This is a genomic window from Streptomyces tsukubensis, from assembly GCF_003932715.1.
GTDB classification, from domain to species: domain Bacteria; phylum Actinomycetota; class Actinomycetes; order Streptomycetales; family Streptomycetaceae; genus Streptomyces; species Streptomyces tsukubensis.
The window spans coordinates 6,987,840-7,008,442 of sequence record NZ_CP020700.1 but is presented as its reverse complement, the minus strand read 5'-3'; the positions used below and the strand labels follow the sequence as shown (position 1 = coordinate 7,008,442).

The window sequence follows — 20,603 nt, the reverse complement described above, 5'->3', positions numbered from 1 at the left end:
CGCTGGTCACGGTGGGTCCGGTGCGCAGGCTCACGCCGCCTCCTTGAGCGGATGTTCGTGGGGGCGGCCCAGGGCGGCGAGGGCGGCGCCCGCGGCGGTCAGTCCGCTGCGCACGGCGCCCTCCATGGTCGCGGGCCAGCCGGTGGCGGTCCACGCCCCGGCGAGGTAGAGGCCGGGCGCCCGGGTGAGGGCCCCGGGGCGCAGCCGTCCGACGCCGGGCGCGGGCGCGAAGGTCGCAGTGCGTTCCCGGGTGACGAAGAAGTCGCGGACGACCGCGGTACGGGTGGGCGGCAGCAGCCGCTCCAGCTCCGGCAGATAGCGGGCGCGCAACTCCGCGACGGGTGCGTCGATCTCGTCCTGGACGGCGGACTGGGACAGGGCCAGATACTGACCGCCGTCGTTCAGCCCGGAGGCGTCCGTACGGTCGAACACCCACTGCACGGGCGAGCCCAGGGCGGCGAAGAAGGGCCGGCGCAGGACCGGGCGGTCGTAGACGACATGGACGTTGAGGATCGGCGCGGTCCCGATGTCGAGCAGCCGGTCGGGGGCGTCGAGCGCGCCCTCGGGCAGCAGGGCGTGGGTTTCGCGCTGGGCGGTGGCGAGGACGACGGTGTCCGTGTCGAGCAGTTCCTCGTCGGTCTGCACCAGCCAGCGGCCGTGGCCGTCGCGGGCGACGTCCTTGACCCGGGTGCCGGTCACCACGCGGACTCCGGCGGCTTCGAGCGCCGTACGGGCGAGGGTGTCGTGGAGGTCGCCCAGGGGCACCCGGGCCCAGCCGATGTCGGCGGCGCCGGGCTCGGACAGCAGCCCGGTCTTGAAGACCATGGCGGCCAGGCCCAGGGAGGCGTCGGCGGCCCGGGCGTTGAGGGTGGCCACTCCGACGAGGTCCCAGAGCGCCTCGACGGTGCGCGGCGACTGCCCGTGGCGGTGCAGCCAGGAGGCGAAGTCGATGCCGTCGAGTGCCGGGTCGGCGGGGTCGAGGCCGCGGAGCGCCAGCGCGGCCCGTCCCACGGAGGCCCGTTCCGCGAGGGAGAGATGGGGGTACGTGGCCAGGCTCGCGGCCAGGTGCAGCGGGACCGGCAGTGCCGTGCGCCGCAGTCTGCCGAGCCGGGACCCGGCGGGCCGGTCGGCGTCCACTACGGGCACGTCGAGCCGGTCCTGTACGGGCGCCAGCGCCGTACCGCCGATCCGGTCGAGGAACCAGCGGTAGGCGGTGCAGCAGCGCAGATACACATGCTGGCCGTTGTCGACGACGAGGTCGCCGCGGCGGAAGGAGAAGGCGAGGCCGCCCAGCCGGGGGCGGCCCTCCAGCAGGGTCACGCCGAGTCCGGCCTCGGCGAGCCGCAGGGCCGCGGTCACCCCGGCGAGACCGCCGCCGACCACGACCGCGGCCATGGTCGGCGGGTTACCGGTCCGGTCCGTCATACGACCTCCCCTCGGGCCGTCGAGTGCAGGGACGCGTCCCCGCCGCGCACGGTTGCCCGTGGCGCGGCGGTGCGGTGCCGGTGGCGGCGGGGCATCAGGCACGCCCCCTGAGGCTCTGGCGGCTGATGTGCCGGGTGTCGATTCCGGAGAGTCCGCGGATCGCGACGTACGCCTTCTCGTGTCCGGGCAGGGAGACCCGGCCGCGGAGCACGGCTTCGGGATCGGCGGCGATCCGGTCCAGCAGCCGCCGGTAGATCCCGGCCATCGCGGCGACGCAGGCACCGCTGCGGCGGTCCAGCATCGGCAGCAGCCGGTAGCCCTCGGCGAAAAGGGCACGGGCGCGGCGCACCTCGAAGTGGACCAGGCCGGTGAAGTCGGCGCCCGGTGGCGGGGTCTCGGTGTGGAAGCCCGCCGAGCAGCCGAACTTGGCCAGATCGTCGGCCGGGAGATAGACCCGTCCGTTGGCGGCGTCCTCGCGAACGTCCCGCAGGATGTTGGTGAGTTGCAGGGCGAGTCCCAGGGTGTCGGCGTACTCGGCGGCCCGTTCGGCGCCCGGTACCCCGGGCTGGGTGCCGAAGACGCCCAGCGAGAGCCGTCCGATGGCGCCCGCGACGCAGCGGCAGTACGCGCGCAGATCGTCCCAGGTCTCGTACGTCTCACCGTGTACGTCCATCAGAACGCCGTCGATCAGCTCGTCGAGTCCTTCGAGCGGGATCGGGAAACGCGCGGCGGCGTCCGCGAGGGCGACCGCGACGGGGTCGGTGTCGTCCTCGGACACGGCTCCTCTGCGCACCCGGTCGAGCACCTCCCGGGTCCCTTCCAGACGCTCCCTCTTCTCGGCCCCGCCGAGGGGTCCGTCGCCGATGTCGTCCACCCGGCGGGAGAACGCGTACAGCGCGGACATCGCCTGCCGCTTGTCGGTCGGCAGGAGTCTGATCCCGTAGGCGAAGTTACGGGCCTGTGCTCCCGTGACCGTCTCGCAGTAGCTGTACGCGGCCTGCACCGCCGCCGACACGCTGGCCGGTCCGTCCATCCTCCGGCTCACCCCTCTCTACGCGCTCGCTGCATCACGGCCCCCACGGAGCGCAGCAACTGTGTCCTGGCGGGCTTGGGCGGCCCGGGCAGTACGTCGAATCCGGCGGACGCGATCGCGTCGACCGCGGCGAGTCCACCGCCCACGAAACCGGCGAGCAGCAGCCTCAGCCGCCCCCGCACGCTCCCCACCAGCGGAACTCCTTCGAGCAGCAGCTTCCGGGCGCGGTCGGCCTGGTACGCGATCAGGCTGCGTACGGAGGCGGACGCGGACGGGGCTGCCAGATCGGCCTCGGTGACATGGAACCGCCGCAGATCGTCGGCGGGCAGATAGATGCGGTCGCGGCCGAGGTCCTCGCGCACGTCCTGGAGGTGCTCGACGATCTGGAGGCCGGTGCAGACCGCGTCGGAGCGGCGCAGCCGCTCCGGGGTCAGGGTGCCGCTGACCTGGAGGACCAGGTTTCCGACGGGGTTCGCGGAGAGTTCGCAGTAGGCGACGAGTTCGCCGTAGTCCGCGTACCGCCGTACCCGCTGGTCCTGCCGGTTGGCCGCGATCAGGCCGAGGAAGGGCTCGGGGGTGAGGGCGTGGCGGCGTACGGCGGGCACCAGACCGCGCAGCAGCGGATGGCGGGGCGGCCCGTCGGGATCCGCCGCGCCCGGGTCGCCGGCGGGCACGGAACGGCCCGCGGCGGCGAAGGCGCGCCGCAGATCGGTCTCGAAGGCGTCGAGCGCGGCGAGCCGGTCACCGGCGGCACCGGGTGCGAGCCCGAGGGCGCGCAGATCCGCCCCGCCGGGGTCGAGGTCGCCGTCACCGATGTCGTCGACCAGCCGGGCGAAGCCGTACAGCGCCATCAGGTCGTCGCGCCAGGCGGACGGCAGGAAGAAGGGGGCCACGGGGAAGTTCTCGGCCGCGGCCTTGTCGAGGGTCGCCCGGGCCGGGTCCGCCGGACGGGGCACACGGGGCTGCTGGTGTCCGCTCATACGAAACTGCCTGGTGCGGGGACGGCCAAAGCCTCACGGGGCTGGAGATTGTCGATCATTGCCGTCACATCCCCCGTTCTACACTGCCGATCCAATCCATCCTATTTCGGACACGCCGCCGGTGGTCGCTCCCGCGTGGGGACCGTCCTCCCGATGAGTCGCCCGGGACGGATCGCCCCACTTGCCGTGAATCGGCACCGGTCCAGCTTACGTCGTACGGCGCCGGGCGATACGCCCGGGCCCCGTGGTCACCGCCATCGCACTGCACCGGTGGTCAACCATCCTCTCAGCATGACGTTTTGGCGTTTTGGTTCCGACCCCGCACGGCCGTCCGGCCACCGGGGCGCGGCTCCCCGGCCCGAGGGGAGCCGGTACGGCCCGTAGGGACAAGGACGCGACAAGGCCCCCGTCCGGATGTCACCGCGGGGGCCTTGGCCGGGCCGGACGTCGATTCCGGTCCCGGAGTCTCGGGCCGGACAAGGGTCCGGCCCCGGGTCTTCCGCTCACCGCATGCCCCGGCATCAGCCGCGGCCGTAGCGCTCCTCCGCCTTCCAGAAGTACACGAACCCGGCGGCGCCGAAGAGCACCGCCCAGCCCACCGCGAACGCCCACACGTGCGGCGGCAGGTTCTCGGAGCCGTAGCCGTCGATCAGCGCGAACCGGATCAGGTCCATGTAGATCGCGGCCGGGTTCCACTGGAGGACGTCGGCGATCCACGCCGGCTTGTCCGCCAGCATCACCGGGATGGAGAACATCACACCGGACGCGTACATCCACGTCCGCATGATGAAGGGCATCAGCTGCGCCAGGTCGGGGGTCTTGCTGCCCAGCCGGGCCATGATCAGCGCCAGGCCGGTGTTGAACCCGAACTGGAGCACGAGCGCGGGCAGGATCAGCAGCCACGACAGGGACGGGAAACTGCCGAAGGAGACGGCGATCACCACGAGGACCGCCATCGAGAACATGAGCTGCTGGAGCTGCTGGAGCGCCAGGGAGATCGGCAGCGAGGCCCGGGGGAAGTGCAGCGCCCGCACCAGACCCAGATTGCCGGAGATCGACTTCACGCCCGCCATCACCGAACTCTGGGTGAAGGTGAACACGAACACGCCCGTGACCAGGAAGGGAATGAAGACCTCCTGGCTCATGCCCCGGTCGGCGTTGAGGATCAGCCCGAAGATGAAGTAGTACACCGCCGCGTTCAGCAGCGGGGTCACCACCTGCCACAACTGCCCGAGCTTCGCCTGACTGTACTGCGCGGTCAGCTTGGCCTGCGAGAACGCCAGGATGAAGTGCCGCCGGCCCCACAACTGCCGGATGTACTGGAACAGGCTCGGCCGCGCACCGCTGACCGAGAGACCGTACTTGGCGGCGAGCTGCGCCGAGGTCAGTTGATCGTCCACGGACGGACGGGCGGGCGCCGTCGCGCCGCCGGGGGTTGTCTCACTCACGGGAACTCTCTCTTAGAGCCGGTATCTGCGCCAAGGGCCCCGGGAGGCGGGCGGAGGGGGGACTCCTCCGCTCCGTCCCCGGGGCCGGGGATCACTTCAGGCGGCTGGAGGCCAGGATAGACACCAGGTGCAGCAGCGTCTGGAGCACGGCGATCCCGGCGAGGATCGCGATCCCGAGGCGGGTGAAGAACAGATCCCCCTGGACCGTGTCCAGCACCGCGGCGGCCAGGATGAAGAGGCTGGCCTCGATCCCGCCGACGAGACGGTGGAACTTCAGCGCGGCCGCCGCCCGGCGGGCCAGGGCCAGACCGGAGGAGCGCGGCACCGACGCCTCGTCCTTGACCGCGGCCAGTCCGCTGCGCTGGCGGGCCACGTCGACGAGGTCGGTCTCGGCCTTGATGAGGATCGCGCCCAGGGCGGCGACGGTGCCGAGGAACGCCCACAGCCACTCCGCGCGGCCGTCGCCGAGGACGTCGGCGCCCCGGATGCCGAAGCCGACCAGCAGGGCCGCCTCGCAGAGGTAGTGGCCGATCCGGTCCAGGTAGACACCGGTGACCGAGGTCTGCTTGCGCCAGCGGGCCACCTCGCCGTCGACACAGTCGAGCAGCAGGTAGATCTGGAACAGCACCGCCGCCAGGATCGCCCCGGTCAGCCCGGGGATCAGCAGCGCGGCGCCGCCTATCACCCCGACCACGACCATCAGATAGGTCAGTTGGTTCGGGGTGATACGGGTGTTGACCACATAGCGGTCGACACGGAGGGAGATCTCCCGCATGTACAGGCGCCCGGCCCAGTGCTCGCCGCTGCGCCGGTCCTTCACACCCTCCGGGTGAACGACCGGGCGGAGTTCAGCTACGGATGGTCTTGGCATAGTCGGCGTACGCGTCCCTGATCTGGTCGGTGGTGAGGTCGAGGTGTTCCAGGATGGTGAAACGTCCGGGGCGGGTCTGCGGCGCGTACGCCACCGCCTCGACGAACTCCTCCGCGCTGAACCCGATCTCCTCGGGGAGCACCGGAAGCCCGTGGCGGCGCAGCACCTCGGCGAAGAGGCCGGACCGCTCCTGGTCGCCGCGCAGATGCATGGCGAAGGCGGCACCGAGGCCGACCTGTTCGCCGTGGCTGGCGGCCCGCTGCGGATACAGCAGGTCGAAGGCGTGGCTGATCTCGTGGCAGGCGCCCGATGAGGGGCGGGTGTCGCCGCTGATGGAGATGGCGATGCCGGTCAGCACCAGGGCTTCGGCGAGGACCGTGAGGAACGCGTCGTCACCGATGCCGCCGGGGTGGCGGAGCACCGACTCGCCCGCCGTCCGGGCCATCGCCGCGGCCAGGCCGTCGACCTTCTCGCCGTTGATCCGCTGCGACAGCTCCCAGTCCGCGATGGCGGACAGATTGGAGATGGTGTCGCCGATGCCGGAGCTGATGTAGCGGGCCGGGGCGGAGCGGATCACGTCCAGGTCGATGACGGTGGCGATCGGGGTCGGCAGTCCGTACGAGCCCCGGCCGTTGTCGTTGTCCAGGGTGGCGACCGGGGAGCAGATGCCGTCGTGGGCCAGATTGGTGGCGACCGCGACCATCGGCAGGCCGACCCGGGCCGCCGCGTACTTGGCGACGTCGAGGATCTTGCCGCCGCCGAGGCCGACGACCGCGTCGTACCGCTTGCCCTTGATGGCGTCGGCCAGCTTCACGGCCTCGTCGATGGTGCCGCCCGCGACCTCGTACCAGTGGGCGCCCGGCAGGGCCGGCTCCAGCCGCTCGCGCAGGGCCCGGCCCGAGCCGCCGCTGATGGCGACGGCGAGCGTGCCGGAGGACGAGATCCGCTGGTCGGCGAGGATGACCGCGAGGTCGTCCAGGGCGCCGGGGCGGATGTCGACGACGACCGGCGAGGGGATCAGCCGGGTCAGTACTGGCACGCGATCTCACGGCCCTTCGCGAGGTCGTCGTGGTTGTCGATCTCGACCCACTTCACATCCCCGATGGGGGCGGTGTCGACGGTGAAGCCGCGGTTCACCAGCTCCTGGTAGCCGTCCTCGTAGTAGAGGTCGGGGTCGCGCTCGAACGTGGTCTTCAGCGCGTCGGCCAGCTCCTCGGCCGCCTCGGGCTCGATGAGGGTGACGCCGATGTACTCGCCGGTGGCGTCGGCCGGGTCCATCAGCTTGGTGATCCGGCGCACCCCGGGGCCGTCCTCGGCGACCACCTTCATCTCCTCGTCGGCGAGGTTCTTCACCGTGTCGAGGGCGAGGATGATCTTCTGTCCGTTGCCGCGGGCGGCGAGCAGGGTGCGCTCGACGGAGACGGGGTGGACGGTGTCGCCGTTGGCGAGGATCACGCCCCGCTTCAGCTCCTCACGGGCGCACCACAGGGAGTAGGCGTTGTTCCACTCCTCCGCCTTGTCGTTCTCGACGAGGGTGAGCTTCAGCCCGTACTTCGCCTCCAGGGCCTCCTTGCGCTCGTAGACGGCCTCCTTGCGGTAGCCGACCACGATCGCGACCTCGGTGAGGCCGATCTCGGCGAAGTTCGCGAGGGTCAGGTCGAGGACCGTCCGCTCGCCGTCGACCGGCACGAGGGCCTTCGGAAGCGTGTCGGTGTAGGGGCGAAGACGCCGTCCGGCACCGGCTGCCAGTACGAGGCCGATCATGCGGTTTCTCCTTCGTCGTGTACTGCGGGGGCGGCGGAGGACACCCAGAAGCGGATGCTCTCCACCAGCACCACGAGGGCGACGGCGACCGCGAGCACCGTCAGCGCGATGGTGAAGCCGGCGCCCGTCAGCAGGGCGGCCAGCAGGGCGACGGCCAGCGTCCGGCCCTCGTGTCCGCCGGTCAGCCTGACCAGCAGGCGCGGGGGCGCGCCGGAGCCGCCACGGATGCGGTACACCGTGTCGTAGTGATGGTAGGCGACCGCCGCGACCAGGCCGAAGGCCGCGGGCAGCGCCCCGGGGACGTCCGCGCGGGCGGCCAGGGCCAGGACCGTGCCGTACTCGGCGGCCCGGAAAATCGGCGGGACCAGCCAGTCGAGGGCGCCCTTGAGGGGCCGGGCGACGGCCAGGCCCGAGGTGAGGACGTAGACCGCGGCGGCGGCCACGGGCGCCCAGGAGCCGTAGGGCGCCAGGGCCGCGGTGGTGACCACGGCGGCGCCGCCGAGCAGGGCGAGGACCGGCACGGCGAGCTCAGGCAGCCGGGCCGCGACACCGCGCCCGGCGCGGGCGACGGCCTCGGCGAGCGGGCCGGAGTCGGCGAGGTCGGCCAGGGCCAGGGCGGCCCGGTCGGTCCTGCGGGCCTTGCGGGTCAGGGAGCGCAGCAGCCGTCCCGCGGTGGTGTAGCAGGCGGCGAAGGCACAGCCGGCGAGCAGGGCGTAGAAGACGATCCGGGGGGTGGTCACCGCGGTCAGCACGGCGATCATGGCCCAGCGCTCACCGATCGGCAGCACGATCATCCGGCGTACCCACACCGTCCAGCCGACGCTGTCGAGGCGGTCGGAGAGTGCGGCGGTGGGGCTGGTGTTGGAGACGGCGTCGTGGTTGGCCTCGTTGAAGGAGAAGTCCACGACGTGGCGGCAGGTCTGGAGGACCATCGCGGCCAGCGCCAGGGCCCATACGTCGTCGCCGCCGCGGGCGGCGCCGAGGGCGAGGCCCGCGTAGTACGCGTACTCCTTGGCCCGGTCGAAGGTGGCGTCCAGCCAGGCGCCCATCGTCGAGTACTGCAGCGAGTAGCGGGCGAGCTGCCCGTCCGTGCAGTCCAGGACGAAGGAGAAGAGCAGCAGCAGTCCGGCGGCGACGAAGCCGCCGCGGGTGCCGGTGGCCGCGGCCCCGGCCGCGATCAGCGCGGTGATCAGGGAGGCGGTGGTGACCTGGTTGGGTGTGTAGCCGCGGCGGGCGCACCAGCGGGCGAGGTAGCGCGAGTACGGGCTGATCGCGTAGGTCGTGAAGAAGCCGTCGCGGGCCTTGACCGCGGAGCGCAGCCGTACGGCCTCGTCGTCGACGGCGGCGACGGCCTGCCGGGCCTCGTTGCGGGCCTGCGGATCGTCGGGGACGGTCGCCACCAGCGATCCCAGCTCGGGCCTGTGGACGGCGGTGCCGCCGTCCTCCAGCGCGGCCGCGAGGGCGTCGGGCAGCGGTTCCGTCCGCTCGGCGGTCCGCTGCGAGGACGGTACGGCCCCAGCCTCCGTCCCGGTGGCGGCGGGTGCGCCGTCGGCCGTCAGGGCCCGGGTCAGCGCGGCACGGGCCCCGGGCTGCGCCGTCAGCGCGCCCGGTACGGCGGCGGCGGGGAAGCGGGGGTCGGTGAGCGCGAGCCGGAGCGCGTGCACATGTCCGACGAAACGTGCGTCGACGACCGCGACCCGCTCTGCGGCGGGAACGTCGGCGAGCAGTGCGGCGGTCGCCCCGGGGTCATCGGAGTCGGGGGCGATCAGGACGTCGAAGCCCAGCGACCGCAGATCGCCATCGAGTGACGATCCGGGTACGGGCGGACCGGTGAGGATGGCGGTCGACAGACGAACTCACTCCTTGGAACCGAGGTGTGGATGCGCGGCGGCCCGGCCCGTGGCGCACGGGCGGCGACTCGTCGGCAGAGGCTATCGGATGCACGGGAACGGGAGTTCACCGGCCGCGAACGCCCCGGCACGGCCCCCCGGGCCCGGCGAGGCCCCGTCCGGAGATCATCATTGTCGATCCTCGCCCCTGCGCCAAACCGCGCCCCGGCGGCCCCGGGCCGGGCCGGCCGCCGAAGCGCGGGCGTCCGGGTCCGGACGGCCCGCGCGCCCCGGGGACGGCCGCGCTCCGGGGCGCGCGGGAGCAGGCCATAGGGTGGGTGGTATGACATGGCTGATCACGGGTGGGGCGGGCTATATCGGCGCGCATGTGGTGCGGGCGATGGCCGACGCCGGAGAGAAGACGGTCGTCCTCGACGACGTGTCCTCGGGGATCGCCGAACGGCTGCCCGCCGAGGTTCCGCTGGTGCGCGGCAGCATCTCGGACCGCACGCTGCTGGCGGACACCCTCCGCGACCACGCGGTGACCGGTGTCGTCCATCTCGCGGCGAAGAAGCAGGTCGGGGAGTCCGTCGAGCAGCCGCTGCGCTACTACCGGGAGAACGTGCACGGGCTGACCGTGCTCCTGGAGGCGGTCGTCGACGCCGGGGTGCGGCGCTTCCTCTTCTCCTCGTCGGCGGCGGTGTACGGGATCCCGGACCAGGAACTGATCGCGGAGACCGCGCCGTGCGTGCCCATCAATCCGTACGGCGAGACCAAGCTCGCCGGGGAGTGGCTGGTCCGGGCGGCCGGGCGGGCGCACGGCATCGAGACGGCCTGTCTGCGCTACTTCAACGTCGCGGGCACGGCGAGCCCCGAACTGTCGGACACCGGGGTCTTCAACATCATCCCGATGTTCTTCGACCGGATCACCCGCGGCGAGGCTCCCCGGATCTTCGGTGACGACTATCCGACGCCGGACGGCACCTGCATCCGCGACTACATCCATGTCGCGGACCTCGCCGACGCGCATCTGGCCGTGGCCCGCAGGCTGGCCCGCGAGCAGGGCGCGGGGGACCTCACGGTGAACATCGGACGCGGTGTCGGAGTCTCCGTACGGGAGCTGGCGGAGCTGGTGGCCGAGGTCACCGGGTTCGACGGGGAGCCGGTGGTCCGTCCGCGCCGCCCCGGGGACGCGGCCCGCGCCGTGGCCGCGGTGGACCTGATCACCCGGGAGCTGGGCTGGACCGCGCGCCACGGGGTGCGCGAGATGGTCGAGTCCGCGTGGCAGGGCTGGCGGCTCCGCCGTCCCGAGGCGTGTTAGCCGCCCCGCCGCGCCCTCCGGCGGCGCGGACGTTCCGGCCCGTGCCTCCCACGGCGCTCTCATTTCGGCCCCGCCCGGGTGATTCCCGGCCGGGGCCGACTGCTGTCCCGCGCGGGTGGTCCCGGACGGGGCCGACCGCTGTCCCGCGCGGGCCGGGCCGATGCCGTACGGCCTCCGCCGAACCGGGGTCGGCCGCGATCTCCACTCCTCTGACCTGCGGATCGTTTCCGCAGGTCAAGGGGATGACAACGGTGTTCAATGCCGTGTTGCCACATACCCCCCACCCGTAGTTCACTGGGGCTCGGCAGGGCGATCTCTCCCGACGATCTGGAGGCCGTTTCATGGGGGCTGGGCACGACCACGGGCATACACACGGCGGACCGCCGCCGACCGGGACCGCCGCCGCCGCGTACCAGGGACGGTTGCGCGTCGCACTGACGATCACACTCAGCGTGATGGTGCTGGAGATCGTCGGCGGTGTCGTCACGGGGTCGCTCGCCCTGGTGGCGGACGCCGCCCATATGGCGACCGACGGCATCGGGCTGGGCATGGCGCTGCTCGCGATCCACTTCGCCAACCGGCCGCCCAGCACCAACCGCACCTTCGGACTGGCGCGGGCCGAGATCCTGGCCGCGCTCGCCAACTGTCTGCTGCTTCTCGGCGTGGGCGCCTACCTCCTCTTCGAGGCGGTCGAGCGGTTCATCACGCCCGCCGAGACCAAGAGCGGGCTCACCATCGTCTTCGCGCTGGTCGGTCTGGTGGCCAATGTGGTCTCCCTCGCGCTGCTGATGCGCGGGCAGAAGGACAGCCTCAATGTCCGCGGCGCCTATCTGGAGGTGCTCAACGACGCGCTCGGCTCCGTCGCGGTCCTGGTCTCGGCGGTGATCATCCTGCTGACGGGCTGGCAGGCCGCCGACCCGATCGCCTCGCTACTGATCGGTCTGATGATCGTGCCGCGGACGGTGAAGCTGCTCCGGGAGACCCTGAACGTCCTGCTGGAGGCGGCGCCCAAGGACGTCGACATGGCCGAGGTGCGGCGGCACATAGTGGCGCTGCCCGGAGTGGAGGACGTCCACGATCTGCACGCCTGGACCATCACTTCCGGAATGCCGGTGCTCTCCGCGCACGTCGTCGTCGCCCAGGACGTCCTGGACGCGGTGGGGCACGAGCGGATGCTGCACGATCTCCAGGGCTGCCTGGGGGACCACTTCGACGTGGAGCACTGCACCTTCCAGCTGGAGCCGGTGGGCCACGCGGAGCACGAGCCGAGACTCTGCCACTGACGCCACCGGAGCCGGCCGGAGCCCACCGGGCGATGATCGGATCAACAGTTCGAATGTCGTACGCGGGGTTCCGGGGGTTCCGGCCCGCCGGGCCGGGGCACGATCCGGTACCGGGAGCCCCGGAACGTCCCCGGGCGGGCCCGTCCGCGCCGTGCGCCCGCACGCCGCGACGGTCCCGGCAGGGACATGCCCGGTCGGCCGAAGTGCGGACAAGCCGCTTTTGTGCGGCAGACTGGGCGGGGCCCCCAGGGCCGAGCACCGATGCGAAGGATGGTTATGCCGACCTCACCAGTCACCGCCTCTCACAGCGCGTCGAACGGCGCCCCGCCAGCGATCATGCTTGAGCTGGTGGACGAGCACGGCACCACCATCGGTACGGCGGAGAAGCTCGCCGCGCACCAGCCGCCGGGGCAGCTGCACCGGGCGTTCTCCGTGTTCCTCTTCGACGAGCGCGGGCGGCTGCTGATCCAGCGCAGGGCGCTCGGCAAGTACCACTCCCCCGGGGTCTGGTCCAATACCTGCTGCGGGCACCCCTACCCCGGCGAGGCGCCGTTCGCGGCCGCCGCCCGGCGGACCCACGAGGAGCTGGGGGTCTCCCCGTCCCTGCTGGCCGAGGCCGGGACGGTGCGCTACAACCACCCGGACCCGGAGTCCGGGCTGGTGGAGCAGGAGTACAACCACCTCTTCGTCGGCATGGTGCAGGGCGCTCCGGACCCGGACCCCGAGGAGATCGGCGAGACCGCCTTCGTCACCCCCGCCGAGCTGGCCGAGCGGCATGCCGCGGCACCGTTCTCGGCATGGTTCATGACCGTGCTGGACGCGGCGCGCCCGGCGATCAGGGAGCTGACGGGGCCGGCCGGCGGCTGGTGACCCGCACGGCGGCGGCACCCGGCCCGTGAGGGGCCCGGGTGCCGCCGCCGTTTCCGGGCACTGCCCAGGGGTGCGGGGCGCGGTCTAGGGATGCAGGGGCAGCTCGGCCCAGATGATCTTGCCGCCGCTCGGGGTGTGCTCGACGTCGTAGTGCCCCCCGGCCTCCCGGGTGATCTCCCGTACCAGCAGCAGACCGCGGCCGCCGGTCTGGGCCCAGTCGGTCTCCAGGGCCGCCGGCCGGTAGGGGTGGTTGTCCTCGACGGACACCCGGACCCGGCCCGCCGACAGGGCCACCTCGACGGCGAGCTCCGGGGAGAGCACCGCGGCGTGCTTGACGACGTTGGTGACCAGCTCGGAGACGATCAGCAGCAGACCCTGGACCGTCTCGCCGACCGCTCCCCCGGCCGGTACGCCCTGCTGTTCCAGCAGCTCCCGGACCGCGTACCGGGCCCGGGGTACGGAGGACTCGGCGGTCGGCGCCGTGAACCGCCAGACGCCCTCGCCCACCGGTGGCCGGGGCGGTACGGGGCCGGGGCCCTCCGCCGTACCTCCCGGGCCTCCGTACGGCGCCGCAGGCCAGGCCGGGACGCTTCCGCGGCTCTCCATCAGTCCGACCCCCACCCATGGCGCATCCGCCACAACGTCCGCTGCCCACCGATGTCGGCTGACTCCGGGGTAATAAGTGTTGCGGGGTACGGCCACCCCCCGCCGTACTGAACGGAATCAACCGGCAATCGACGGCTTTTGACCGGCTCCGTACGCCCCCGTCAGCCGAGCGGCCGCCCCTGACCGTTCCCGGGCCGGTCGTCCGGCGCACCGGTCGGATCCGGTTCCGTCACCATGCGGACGATCCGCCGGCCTCCGACCCCGATGGCGATCAGCCCCAGACCGTCGAAGAGCAGCGCCAGCGAGAAGAAGAGCCCGAGGACGTATCGGCTGCTCTCCGGCCAGTTCCCCAGGACGAGGATGCCCAGCACCAGCAGTACGGCGCCCTGGAACAGCGTCCAGCCGAACTGCGGGCCCCGTACCACCAGGCTGCCGACCAGCCGGAACAGTCCGCCGGTCAGGAAGAGCAGGGCGGCGAAGAGGGTCAGTGTCTCGGCCGAGCCGGTGGGATGCCGGATCACCACGATGCCCGCGGCGATGTTCAGCGCCGCGACGATCACGGCCAGCCAGAAGTAGTCGCTGCCCCGGGACGAGACGGCCTGCACCAGACCGACGAGCCCGCCGATCAGCAGCAGCCAGCCGAACAGGAGCATCGAGGTCAGGGTCGCAAACCCGGTGTAGACGAGCCCGACGATCCCCGCGATCACCAGGATCGCGCCGAGCACGGTCAGCACGCTGAAGCTGCGCTTCAGCTTGCGGGGCTCCGCCGGCCCGGCGGAGCGGGTGGTACCGGCCATGGCTTTCCGCCTCCTCGCACCCCTTCCTGATCGTAGGTCCACCCGCGGCGGATAGCATCCGGCGCATGGAGTCAGCCCGCTCCGGCCCGGAGCCCCGCATCGTGTGCACCGTCACCGACGGGGTCGCGAAGGTCGTCATCGACAATCCCGCCAAACGCAACGCCATGACGAAGGCGATGTGGCGGGCCGTCCCGGAGCTGCTGGCCCGGCTGGCGGTCGATCCCGCCGTCCGGGTGCTGGTGCTGACGGGCGAGGGGCCGACCTTCTGCGCGGGGGCGGACATCGCATCGCTGCGGGGTGCGGACACCTCCCAGGAGCCCGGGTGTACCGACGGATCGGGCGGATCGGACGGATCGCGTGGTTCAGGCGGTGCGGACGGGTCCGGTACGACCGCCGGAACGGGCGGTGCGGACGAGACCCCGCAGGCGCTCGCCGTTCTGGCGGAGGAGGCTCTGGCCGCCTTTCCCAAGCCGACGCTGGCCGCCGTCCGCGGCCACTGCGTCGGCGGCGGTTGTCAGCTCGCCGTCGCCTGCGATCTGCGGTTCGCCTCGGACGGCGCACTGTTCGGGGTGACTCCGGCGAGGCTCGGCGTGGTCTATCCCGCCACGGCGACCCGTCGGCTGGTGGAGCTGGTCGGCCCGTCGGCCGCCAAGTACCTGTTGTTCTCCGGCGAGCTGATCGACAGCGGTCGGGCGCTGCGCACCGGTCTGGTGGACGAGGTGCTGCCGGAGTCGGAGCTCGATGTCCGGGTCGCCGGTTTCGCCCGGATACTCACCGAGCGCTCCCAGTTGACGCAGGTCGCCGCGAAGGAGTTCGCCACGGGCCGGACCGACCGGGCGGAGCACTGGGAGCGGCTGGCGGCCGAGCAGGCCCGCCCGGGCGGCGACACCGCGGAGGGTGTCGCCGCCTTCCTGGAGCGCCGGACGCCCCGCTTCACCTGGTCGGTCTAGGAAGTCTCCGCCGGAGCGGACCGGATCGGCGCACGGGGCACGCGGGCGACGGCAGGGGTCGTGGCACCGTGCTCCGGGTCAGCTCCATACCTTCCCGTAGAAGTAACCGCCGGTGCCGCGCTCGTAGTAGCGCGCCCCGTACAGACCGCCGATGCAGCGTGTCTTCGTCTCCCTGGGGTTGGAGGCGAACGAGGCGACCATCACGCCGGTGTCGGCGTCCCAGAGTTCCGCACGGCCCCAGTGGGCCAGTGCCTTGTGCGTCCCCGAGAAACACACCTCGTTCTTGCTGTTGGACGGCACGGTGCCACTGATGCACGTTCCGCCCCAGCTCTCGCAGACCGCCTCGGCCGCACTGGCCGGCGATGCCGCGACGCCCAGTCCCAGGGTGACCGCGGCGGTGGCCACGGCGACCGGACGGGCGAGCTTCTTCAACACGTCTTTTCCGTTCACGGACTTCTCCTCATTCTTCTTCCGGGGTCCCGGATACGGGCCCCGGATCGGCTGTGATGAACGGTAGGTACGGGGCCGGTGGGGCCGGTATCTCAGTGGTGCACGCTTGTGCGACGGGGGTCCTTCACCGGTGCACGGTCCCTGTCAGACGAGGGGGCCGGAGGCGTTCTTCCGTGCCGGTGGGCACCGTCCGTCCAGAGCGGTGAAGGCCGCGATCAGCTCGTAGAGGTCGCTGCCACCGGCGATCAGCCGCTTGTCCAGGAGCGTCTCCGCGCTGCGGAGACGGTCGCGGACGGTCTGGGGGTGCAGGCCGAGACGCCGGGCGGTGGGCTCGACACCGCAGTTCTCCCCGATCCATACGCACAGCGTCCGGCGGAGGTCGCGGTCGTCGCCCGCCAGCGGAGCGACGAGGTGCTCCGCCCACTCGCGGACACCGCGCGCGGCCAGGATCTGCTCCAGCCGGAGCCGGTCGGCGTCACCCGGTCCGGCAGCAATCTCCAGATCCTTGAAGTGCAGCGCGATATGCAGTGCGGTGCGCGCGCGTACGTCGTCCAGGTCGATGCCGAGGATGCCCGCGGCGCGCGCCATACGCGCCCGTACGGTGTTCCGGCTCACTCCGAGGATCTTCGCGGAACTGACCGCCGTGTAGCGCAGTCCCAGGCACATCGTGGTCATCATCCGGGTGCGCTCCCGCAGCGGCACGGTGTACAGCGGATGCAGCAGGTGCTTCGCCCATAAGCCCGCCCGGTCCGGTTCGAGGAGATCGGGCAGCTGCACGCGGGGGGAGCGGCCGGCGGGCCGGCAGAGGGAGAGCCGGGCCGCGGCGAGGTTCCGGCAGGCGTTCTCGTACGCCTCGGCGGTACGAGCCGGCGGATGCCGGTTGCTGCTGCCCAGCCGGACGGTCCGGCGGCCGGCGGCGTAGGCGGAGACCGTGTGCTTCACCTGTCCCGCCTCCGGGCCGGTGACGAACGGGGCGAGGACGATCACCCGGCCGGGGTGGCGTGGGCAAGGCAGCACAAGAGCATGCCCGGCCACCAGGGCCGCGCACTCCCGTGCCGTCGCAGCCCGTTCACCGGCGGGCGCCTCCAGGACCAGGACGGTCACCCACGGGGTGTCCAGCAACCCCGGTCTCACCCCCGCCACGGCCCGCCGGGCCGGCTCTACGTCGCCCCTCATGAGGAACTGCCAGACCGCCGCCTGCAGATGGCCGGTGACCTCGTGCGCCCTGCGGTGGGCCGTATCCGCTTCCGCCGCACGGAGCAGGAGCTCCAGGACCATGGCGGCGCGGCCGACGAGTTCCGCCGATTCCGGGTCGAAGGGAGCGCTCCGGGCCACGACGAGCACCGGGTGGGGGCTCGTGGTTCCCAGGGCGAGAAGACGAAGCCCGCGGCCGTTCTCCACGACCGACGCGGAGCGTGGGCGGCCCGCGGCCACATCGCGCACCAACGGTCCGCCGCCTTCGGCCCCCGCGTCCCGCAACACGGCCGACCCCCCGACCGCTGTGCCCAGCCAGTCGATCAGTCTGCGTATTTCGCGTGCGTTTCCGTCGCGGCCCGGACGCGCGTACCCGAGCAGCTCCGTCTGGAGCCGCTGGGTCTCCCGCCGTTCCGTGACAACCGAACTCCTGTCGTCGCTCATGAATCGTTCCCCCGTTGTTTTCCCAGTCGTCCGGCTCGACGCCCGGGAGACCTCGACCCGGGCCGACGCCCTCCCCCTGTGCCCGCAGGACGCAGGGGGAGGGCCGAAAGGGAGGGCCCGGCCCGGTGCGGTCCGCTCGCGCCGTCTCAGGCGGGGAGCGCCGCGGTGTCCCGCCACTGTTCGACGAGGTGTGCGGGCGCCTTGTCGGGCGAGCCCGCGTCGTACGGGGGCTGCGGGTCGTACTCGGTGAGCAGCTGCACGGACTGGGCGAGTTCGTCGCCGCCGATCCGGCCCAGGAGATGAAGCGCCATGTCGATACCGGAGGACACCCCGGCGGCGGTGACGTACTTGCCGTCGAAGACCACCCGTTCCCCGGTGGGCTCGGCGCCCAGCGTCGCGAGTTCCTCGTAGGCCAGCCAGTGGCTGGTGGCCCGGCGCCCCTGCAGGAGTCCGGCCGCGCCCAGCAGGAGGGAGCCCGTGCAGACGGAGGTGGTCCAGGTGGTGCCCGCGTCGACGGTACGCAGCCAGGCGAGGATCTCCTCGTCCGCCATGGCGTCCTGGTCGCCCGGCCCGCCGGGGACCAGCACGATGTCGGGGTTCGTCACCTCGGCCAGGGTCTTTTCGGCGACCAGGGCCAGCGATCCCTGGTCGCCGTAGACGGGCCCCCGCTCCTTGCCGACGAAGACGGTCTCGGCGCCCGGCAGGCGCCCGAGGAGTTCGTAGGGGCCGACGGCGTCGAGGGTGGTGAAACGGTCGTAGAGGAGTACGGCGATCTGCATGGGAAAACCCTTTCGTTCGGTGATGTCGGGTGAGTGCTGGGAAAGTGCTAGGAAGGGGTCAGGGGGGCGTGGAAGCGCCTGCGGTACTCCAGCGGGGCCGTGTCCAGATTGCGGAGGAAGGCCCGGCGCATCGCCTCCGGTGTGCCGTAGCCGCAGGCGCGTGAGACCTCCTCGACGCCTCGGGTGGTCTCCTCCAGGAGCCGGCGGGCGTGTTCGAGGCGGATCCGTTCCACGTACCGCCCGGGCGTGACGCCGGTCTCGGCGTGGAAGGCGCGGGCGAAGTGGCGCGGCGAGAGCCTGGCGCGGGCGGCGAGGGAGGCGACGGAGAGATCCCGGTCCGGGTTCTCCGCGATCCAGCGCTGGACGTCGCGCAGCGGCTCGCGATGGGCGGTCTGGGCGGCCAGCGGGGCGCTGAACTGGGCCTGGTTCCCCGGCCGCCGGAGGAAGACCACGAGATGGCGGGCGACGACGAGCGCGGCTTCCCGTCCGTGGTCCTCCTCGACGAGTGCGAGGGCGAGGTCGATGCCCGTGGTCACCCCGGCGGAGGTGGAGATCCGGCCGTCCCGTACGAAGATCGGCTCCGGGTCGACGTCGATCTCCGGGTACTCCCGGGCGAACTCGTCGCAGAACGCCCAGTGGGTGGTGGCCCGGTGTCCGTCGAGCAGCCCGGCGGCGGCGAGCAGGAAGGATCCGGTGCATACGGACACCAGCCGTTCGGCCCGCGGCCCGTGCTCCCGCAGCCAGTCGACGACCTCAGGGGAGCTGTCGCTGCCGTCGGCGCCGCCCGGCACGACGAGGGTGTGGGGTACGGGAGCGGATTCGAGGTCGATATCGGGCAGCAGCCTCATCCCGCTGCCGGTCCGGACCGGGCGGCCGCCGGGAGACGCGGTGCTCAGCCGGTACGCCGAGGGGTCGCCGACCGCATACCCGGCGCCGGCGAACACATCGACAGGTCCGGTGACATCGAGGCTCTGGACGCCGTCGTAGAGGACGACGAGAACGGTTCGCTCGGGCATGCCTTCATCCTGGGCGGCCCGCCCGATGGCCGCAATGACGAGCAACCCACCTTTCCTGCCATGGCCGTCGGGTGGTGCGGGCGGCCCGGGGTCAGGCCCAGACGGGCCGGTCCGTGCCCCACCGGGAGGGCGGGCGGCTCCAGCTGCGGGGTGCGCCCTCGTAGTGGACCGGGGTCAGGGCGTGGCGCAGGGTGCCGTACGGGGATGCGGTGGTGGTCAGCCAGGGCGCCGGGTCCGGGGCGGGGGACCGGGGCGGTTCGGGCAGCGGCGGGCGGATGCCGTGGAGCAGCCAGGACGCGGTGGCGGCGAGGGAGAGCCGGAGCAGTCGGCCGCCGCCGGTTTCCTGTCGTTCGGTCAGTGCGCGCAGGACGGCGGCCGCGAGGAGATAGCCGGTGCCGTGGTCCAGGGCCTGGGCGGGCAGGACGCCGGGACGGCCGTCCTCCGCCGCTTCCACGGCGGCGATGCCGGTCGCGGCCTGCACCAGGCTGTCGAAGCCGCGGCGCCCGGCCAGGGGGTTCGGATCGCCCCAGGCGTCGAGCCGGGCCGTGATCAGGCCCGGCCTGCGGGCGGCCAGGGTGCCGGGGTCCAGGCCGAGGGCGTCGAGCGCGCCGGGCCGGTAGCCGAGGACGAGGACGTCGGCCGTATCGAGGAGCTCGTCGAAGATGCGCCGGTCGCCGGGGGCGGCGAGGTCGAGGAGTGCGGAGCGTTTGCCGGGGCCGGTGTCGGCGTGGGCGTCGGGGTCCTCGGGGAGCCGTGGCGGGTCGATCCGCAGGACGTCGGCCCCGAGCAGGGCGAGGGTGCGGGTGGCGACGGGCCCGGCGATGACGCGGGTCAGGTCGAGGACCCGGACTCCGGCGGCGGGCAGGGCCGCGGGAGGCAGCGGACGGGCGGGCCCCTCCCCCGGCGCGCTCCGGACCGTCAGCGGCGGGGTTTCCGCGGGCGGCGGGCCGGGGGCGCCCGCGACGGCCACCGCGAGTCCGCCCGCCGCGTACACGGTCTCCTGTACCTCGTGGGCCGTACGGGAGGCGAGTTCGGCGGCGAGGTTCCGGGCGAGCGCCCTGTCGTCGCCGTCACCGGGGTCGTGGAGGCCGAGGGCCCGCAGCAGGGCGGCCCGGTGGTGGGGGTAGTTCGCGTGGGTGCGGACCCAGCCGTCGCCGGTGCGCAGGAAGCCCGAGAGCGGGGCGAAGGGGGTGAGGGAGCGGCCGTCGATCCTGAGCAGGCGTTCACTGACGAAGGCGGCGGCGACCGCGGCCTCGTCGATCCTGACCGGGGGTACGGGGGCCCCGGTGCGCCGTGCGAGCAGTTGCGCCGCGGCGAGGGAGCAGGCGCCGACGCAGGCCCGGGCCAGTTCCCGTACGGGCAGTTTCGCGGGCAGCGCGCCGGGGGCCGGGACGACGGTCACGGGTCCGGGTGGTTCTCCGCCGCCGATTCCGGCCCAGGCGTACGCGGTCGCCGGGTCGGCGGCCCGGGAGGCCCGGTCGGCCCGGTAGTCGGAGGGGGGTGTCGTCGGCTGCCTGTGGTGTTCGCCCATGGACGCAGTCTG

19 protein-coding genes are annotated in these 20,603 nt (G+C 72.7%); 4 read left to right on the top strand and 15 right to left on the bottom strand.

Translation table 11 applies throughout. The features are described from left to right. Positions 1 to 30 precede the first annotated feature (30 nt). From hpnE to B7R87_RS29115, 8 genes are all read right to left on the bottom strand, one after another. The gene (gene hpnE, locus B7R87_RS29150) at positions 31 to 1,425 is read right to left on the bottom strand and encodes a hydroxysqualene dehydroxylase HpnE (RefSeq protein ID WP_187144520.1); all 1,395 of its coding nucleotides are present in this window, start codon (positions 1,423 to 1,425) and stop codon (positions 31 to 33) included. 94 nt (positions 1,426 to 1,519) lie between these two features. Further along, on the bottom strand, positions 1,520 to 2,458 hold the full coding sequence (hpnD, locus tag B7R87_RS29145; RefSeq protein ID WP_006345426.1) for a presqualene diphosphate synthase HpnD: 939 nt from the start codon (positions 2,456 to 2,458) through the stop codon (positions 1,520 to 1,522). Positions 2,459 to 2,466: 8 nt separating this feature from the next. Further along, a complete protein-coding gene (gene hpnC / locus B7R87_RS29140; RefSeq protein WP_006345427.1) occupies positions 2,467 to 3,438 on the bottom strand; it encodes a squalene synthase HpnC in 972 nt (323 codons plus the stop codon). A 521-nt stretch (positions 3,439 to 3,959) separates the two neighbouring features. Next, positions 3,960 to 4,886, bottom strand: a complete 927-nt coding sequence (locus B7R87_RS29135; RefSeq protein WP_040913222.1) for an ABC transporter permease — start codon at positions 4,884 to 4,886, stop codon at positions 3,960 to 3,962. 91 nt (positions 4,887 to 4,977) lie between these two features. After that, the gene (locus B7R87_RS29130; protein ID WP_078902037.1) at positions 4,978 to 5,757 is read right to left on the bottom strand and encodes a CDP-alcohol phosphatidyltransferase family protein; all 780 of its coding nucleotides are present in this window, start codon (positions 5,755 to 5,757) and stop codon (positions 4,978 to 4,980) included. Beyond that, positions 5,735 to 6,796, bottom strand: coding sequence for an iron-containing alcohol dehydrogenase family protein (locus B7R87_RS29125; RefSeq protein WP_006345430.1), 1,062 nt, complete (start codon positions 6,794 to 6,796; stop codon positions 5,735 to 5,737). The genes B7R87_RS29130 and B7R87_RS29125 overlap by 23 nt, the downstream gene beginning before the upstream one ends. Next, positions 6,784 to 7,521, bottom strand: a complete 738-nt coding sequence (locus tag B7R87_RS29120; RefSeq protein WP_006345431.1) for a phosphocholine cytidylyltransferase family protein — start codon at positions 7,519 to 7,521, stop codon at positions 6,784 to 6,786. The genes B7R87_RS29125 and B7R87_RS29120 overlap by 13 nt, the downstream gene beginning before the upstream one ends. Further along, a complete protein-coding gene (locus B7R87_RS29115) occupies positions 7,518 to 9,371 on the bottom strand; it encodes a DUF5941 domain-containing protein (protein WP_130584738.1) in 1,854 nt (617 codons plus the stop codon). Before B7R87_RS29115 ends, B7R87_RS29120 begins: the two co-directional genes overlap by 4 nt. 322 nt (positions 9,372 to 9,693) lie before the next feature. Between B7R87_RS29115 and galE the strand changes: the two genes are divergently transcribed. The 3 genes from galE (at position 9,694) to idi (ending at position 12,824) form a co-directional block, all read left to right on the top strand. Beyond that, complete coding sequence (gene galE / locus B7R87_RS29110; RefSeq protein WP_006345433.1) at positions 9,694 to 10,671, top strand: UDP-glucose 4-epimerase GalE; 978 nt, start codon at positions 9,694 to 9,696, stop codon at positions 10,669 to 10,671. Between the two features lie 341 nt (positions 10,672 to 11,012). After that, positions 11,013 to 11,954 (top strand): cation diffusion facilitator family transporter, encoded by a 942-nt coding sequence (locus tag B7R87_RS29105; protein ID WP_040913228.1) that lies wholly within the window; start codon positions 11,013 to 11,015, stop codon positions 11,952 to 11,954. A gap of 276 nt (positions 11,955 to 12,230) precedes the next feature. Further along, the gene (gene idi, locus B7R87_RS29100) at positions 12,231 to 12,824 is read left to right on the top strand and encodes an isopentenyl-diphosphate Delta-isomerase (RefSeq protein ID WP_040913230.1); all 594 of its coding nucleotides are present in this window, start codon (positions 12,231 to 12,233) and stop codon (positions 12,822 to 12,824) included. Positions 12,825 to 12,908: 84 nt separating this feature from the next. On the opposite strand, the gene B7R87_RS29095 is transcribed toward idi, so the two are convergent. Then, entirely contained in the window at positions 12,909 to 13,430 is a 522-nt protein-coding gene (locus B7R87_RS29095; protein WP_078902038.1) for an ATP-binding protein, read from the bottom strand. A gap of 161 nt (positions 13,431 to 13,591) precedes the next feature. Next, positions 13,592 to 14,227, bottom strand: coding sequence for an HdeD family acid-resistance protein (locus tag B7R87_RS29090; RefSeq protein WP_006345437.1), 636 nt, complete (start codon positions 14,225 to 14,227; stop codon positions 13,592 to 13,594). 65 nt (positions 14,228 to 14,292) lie between these two features. On the opposite strand from B7R87_RS29090, the gene B7R87_RS29085 reads away from it, so the two are divergent. Further along, positions 14,293 to 15,177 carry an enoyl-CoA hydratase/isomerase family protein gene (locus B7R87_RS29085; RefSeq protein WP_006345438.1) on the top strand — a complete coding sequence of 295 codons (885 nt, stop codon included), beginning with the start codon at positions 14,293 to 14,295 and terminating at the stop codon, positions 15,175 to 15,177. A 78-nt stretch (positions 15,178 to 15,255) separates the two neighbouring features. Here B7R87_RS29085 and B7R87_RS29080 read toward each other — a convergent pair whose 3' ends face one another. From B7R87_RS29080 to B7R87_RS29060, 5 genes are all read right to left on the bottom strand, one after another. Next, the gene (locus B7R87_RS29080) at positions 15,256 to 15,627 is read right to left on the bottom strand and encodes a hypothetical protein (RefSeq protein WP_006345439.1); all 372 of its coding nucleotides are present in this window, start codon (positions 15,625 to 15,627) and stop codon (positions 15,256 to 15,258) included. A 144-nt stretch (positions 15,628 to 15,771) separates the two neighbouring features. Beyond that, entirely contained in the window at positions 15,772 to 17,265 is a 1,494-nt protein-coding gene (locus B7R87_RS29075; protein ID WP_006345440.1) for a helix-turn-helix domain-containing protein, read from the bottom strand. Between the two features lie 146 nt (positions 17,266 to 17,411). Continuing rightward, a complete protein-coding gene (locus tag B7R87_RS29070) occupies positions 17,412 to 18,044 on the bottom strand; it encodes a DJ-1/PfpI family protein (RefSeq protein WP_006345441.1) in 633 nt (210 codons plus the stop codon). 47 nt (positions 18,045 to 18,091) lie between these two features. Next, a complete protein-coding gene (locus B7R87_RS29065; protein ID WP_006345442.1) occupies positions 18,092 to 19,060 on the bottom strand; it encodes a GlxA family transcriptional regulator in 969 nt (322 codons plus the stop codon). A gap of 91 nt (positions 19,061 to 19,151) precedes the next feature. Further along, positions 19,152 to 20,591 (bottom strand): CoA transferase, encoded by a 1,440-nt coding sequence (locus B7R87_RS29060; protein WP_130584737.1) that lies wholly within the window; start codon positions 20,589 to 20,591, stop codon positions 19,152 to 19,154. Positions 20,592 to 20,603: the final 12 nt, after the last annotated feature.

Coding starts and splice junctions, on each gene's coding strand:
- hpnE (WP_187144520.1), bottom strand. CDS start 1,425: ATGACGGACCGGACCGGTAACCCGCCGACCATGGCCGCGGTCGTGGTC.
- hpnD (WP_006345426.1), bottom strand. CDS start 2,458: ATGGACGGACCGGCCAGCGTGTCGGCGGCGGTGCAGGCCGCGTACAGC.
- hpnC (WP_006345427.1), bottom strand. CDS start 3,438: ATGAGCGGACACCAGCAGCCCCGTGTGCCCCGTCCGGCGGACCCGGCC.
- B7R87_RS29130 (WP_078902037.1), bottom strand. CDS start 5,757: ATGCCAAGACCATCCGTAGCTGAACTCCGCCCGGTCGTTCACCCGGAG.
- B7R87_RS29120 (WP_006345431.1), bottom strand. CDS start 7,521: ATGATCGGCCTCGTACTGGCAGCCGGTGCCGGACGGCGTCTTCGCCCC.
- galE (WP_006345433.1), top strand. CDS start 9,694: ATGACATGGCTGATCACGGGTGGGGCGGGCTATATCGGCGCGCATGTG.
- B7R87_RS29105 (WP_040913228.1), top strand. CDS start 11,013: ATGGGGGCTGGGCACGACCACGGGCATACACACGGCGGACCGCCGCCG.
- idi (WP_040913230.1), top strand. CDS start 12,231: ATGCCGACCTCACCAGTCACCGCCTCTCACAGCGCGTCGAACGGCGCC.
- B7R87_RS29095 (WP_078902038.1), bottom strand. CDS start 13,430: ATGGAGAGCCGCGGAAGCGTCCCGGCCTGGCCTGCGGCGCCGTACGGA.
- B7R87_RS29090 (WP_006345437.1), bottom strand. CDS start 14,227: ATGGCCGGTACCACCCGCTCCGCCGGGCCGGCGGAGCCCCGCAAGCTG.
- B7R87_RS29085 (WP_006345438.1), top strand. CDS start 14,293: ATGGAGTCAGCCCGCTCCGGCCCGGAGCCCCGCATCGTGTGCACCGTC.
- B7R87_RS29075 (WP_006345440.1), bottom strand. CDS start 17,265: ATGAGCGACGACAGGAGTTCGGTTGTCACGGAACGGCGGGAGACCCAG.
- B7R87_RS29070 (WP_006345441.1), bottom strand. CDS start 18,044: ATGCAGATCGCCGTACTCCTCTACGACCGTTTCACCACCCTCGACGCC.
- B7R87_RS29065 (WP_006345442.1), bottom strand. CDS start 19,060: ATGCCCGAGCGAACCGTTCTCGTCGTCCTCTACGACGGCGTCCAGAGC.
- B7R87_RS29060 (WP_130584737.1), bottom strand. CDS start 20,591: ATGGGCGAACACCACAGGCAGCCGACGACACCCCCCTCCGACTACCGG.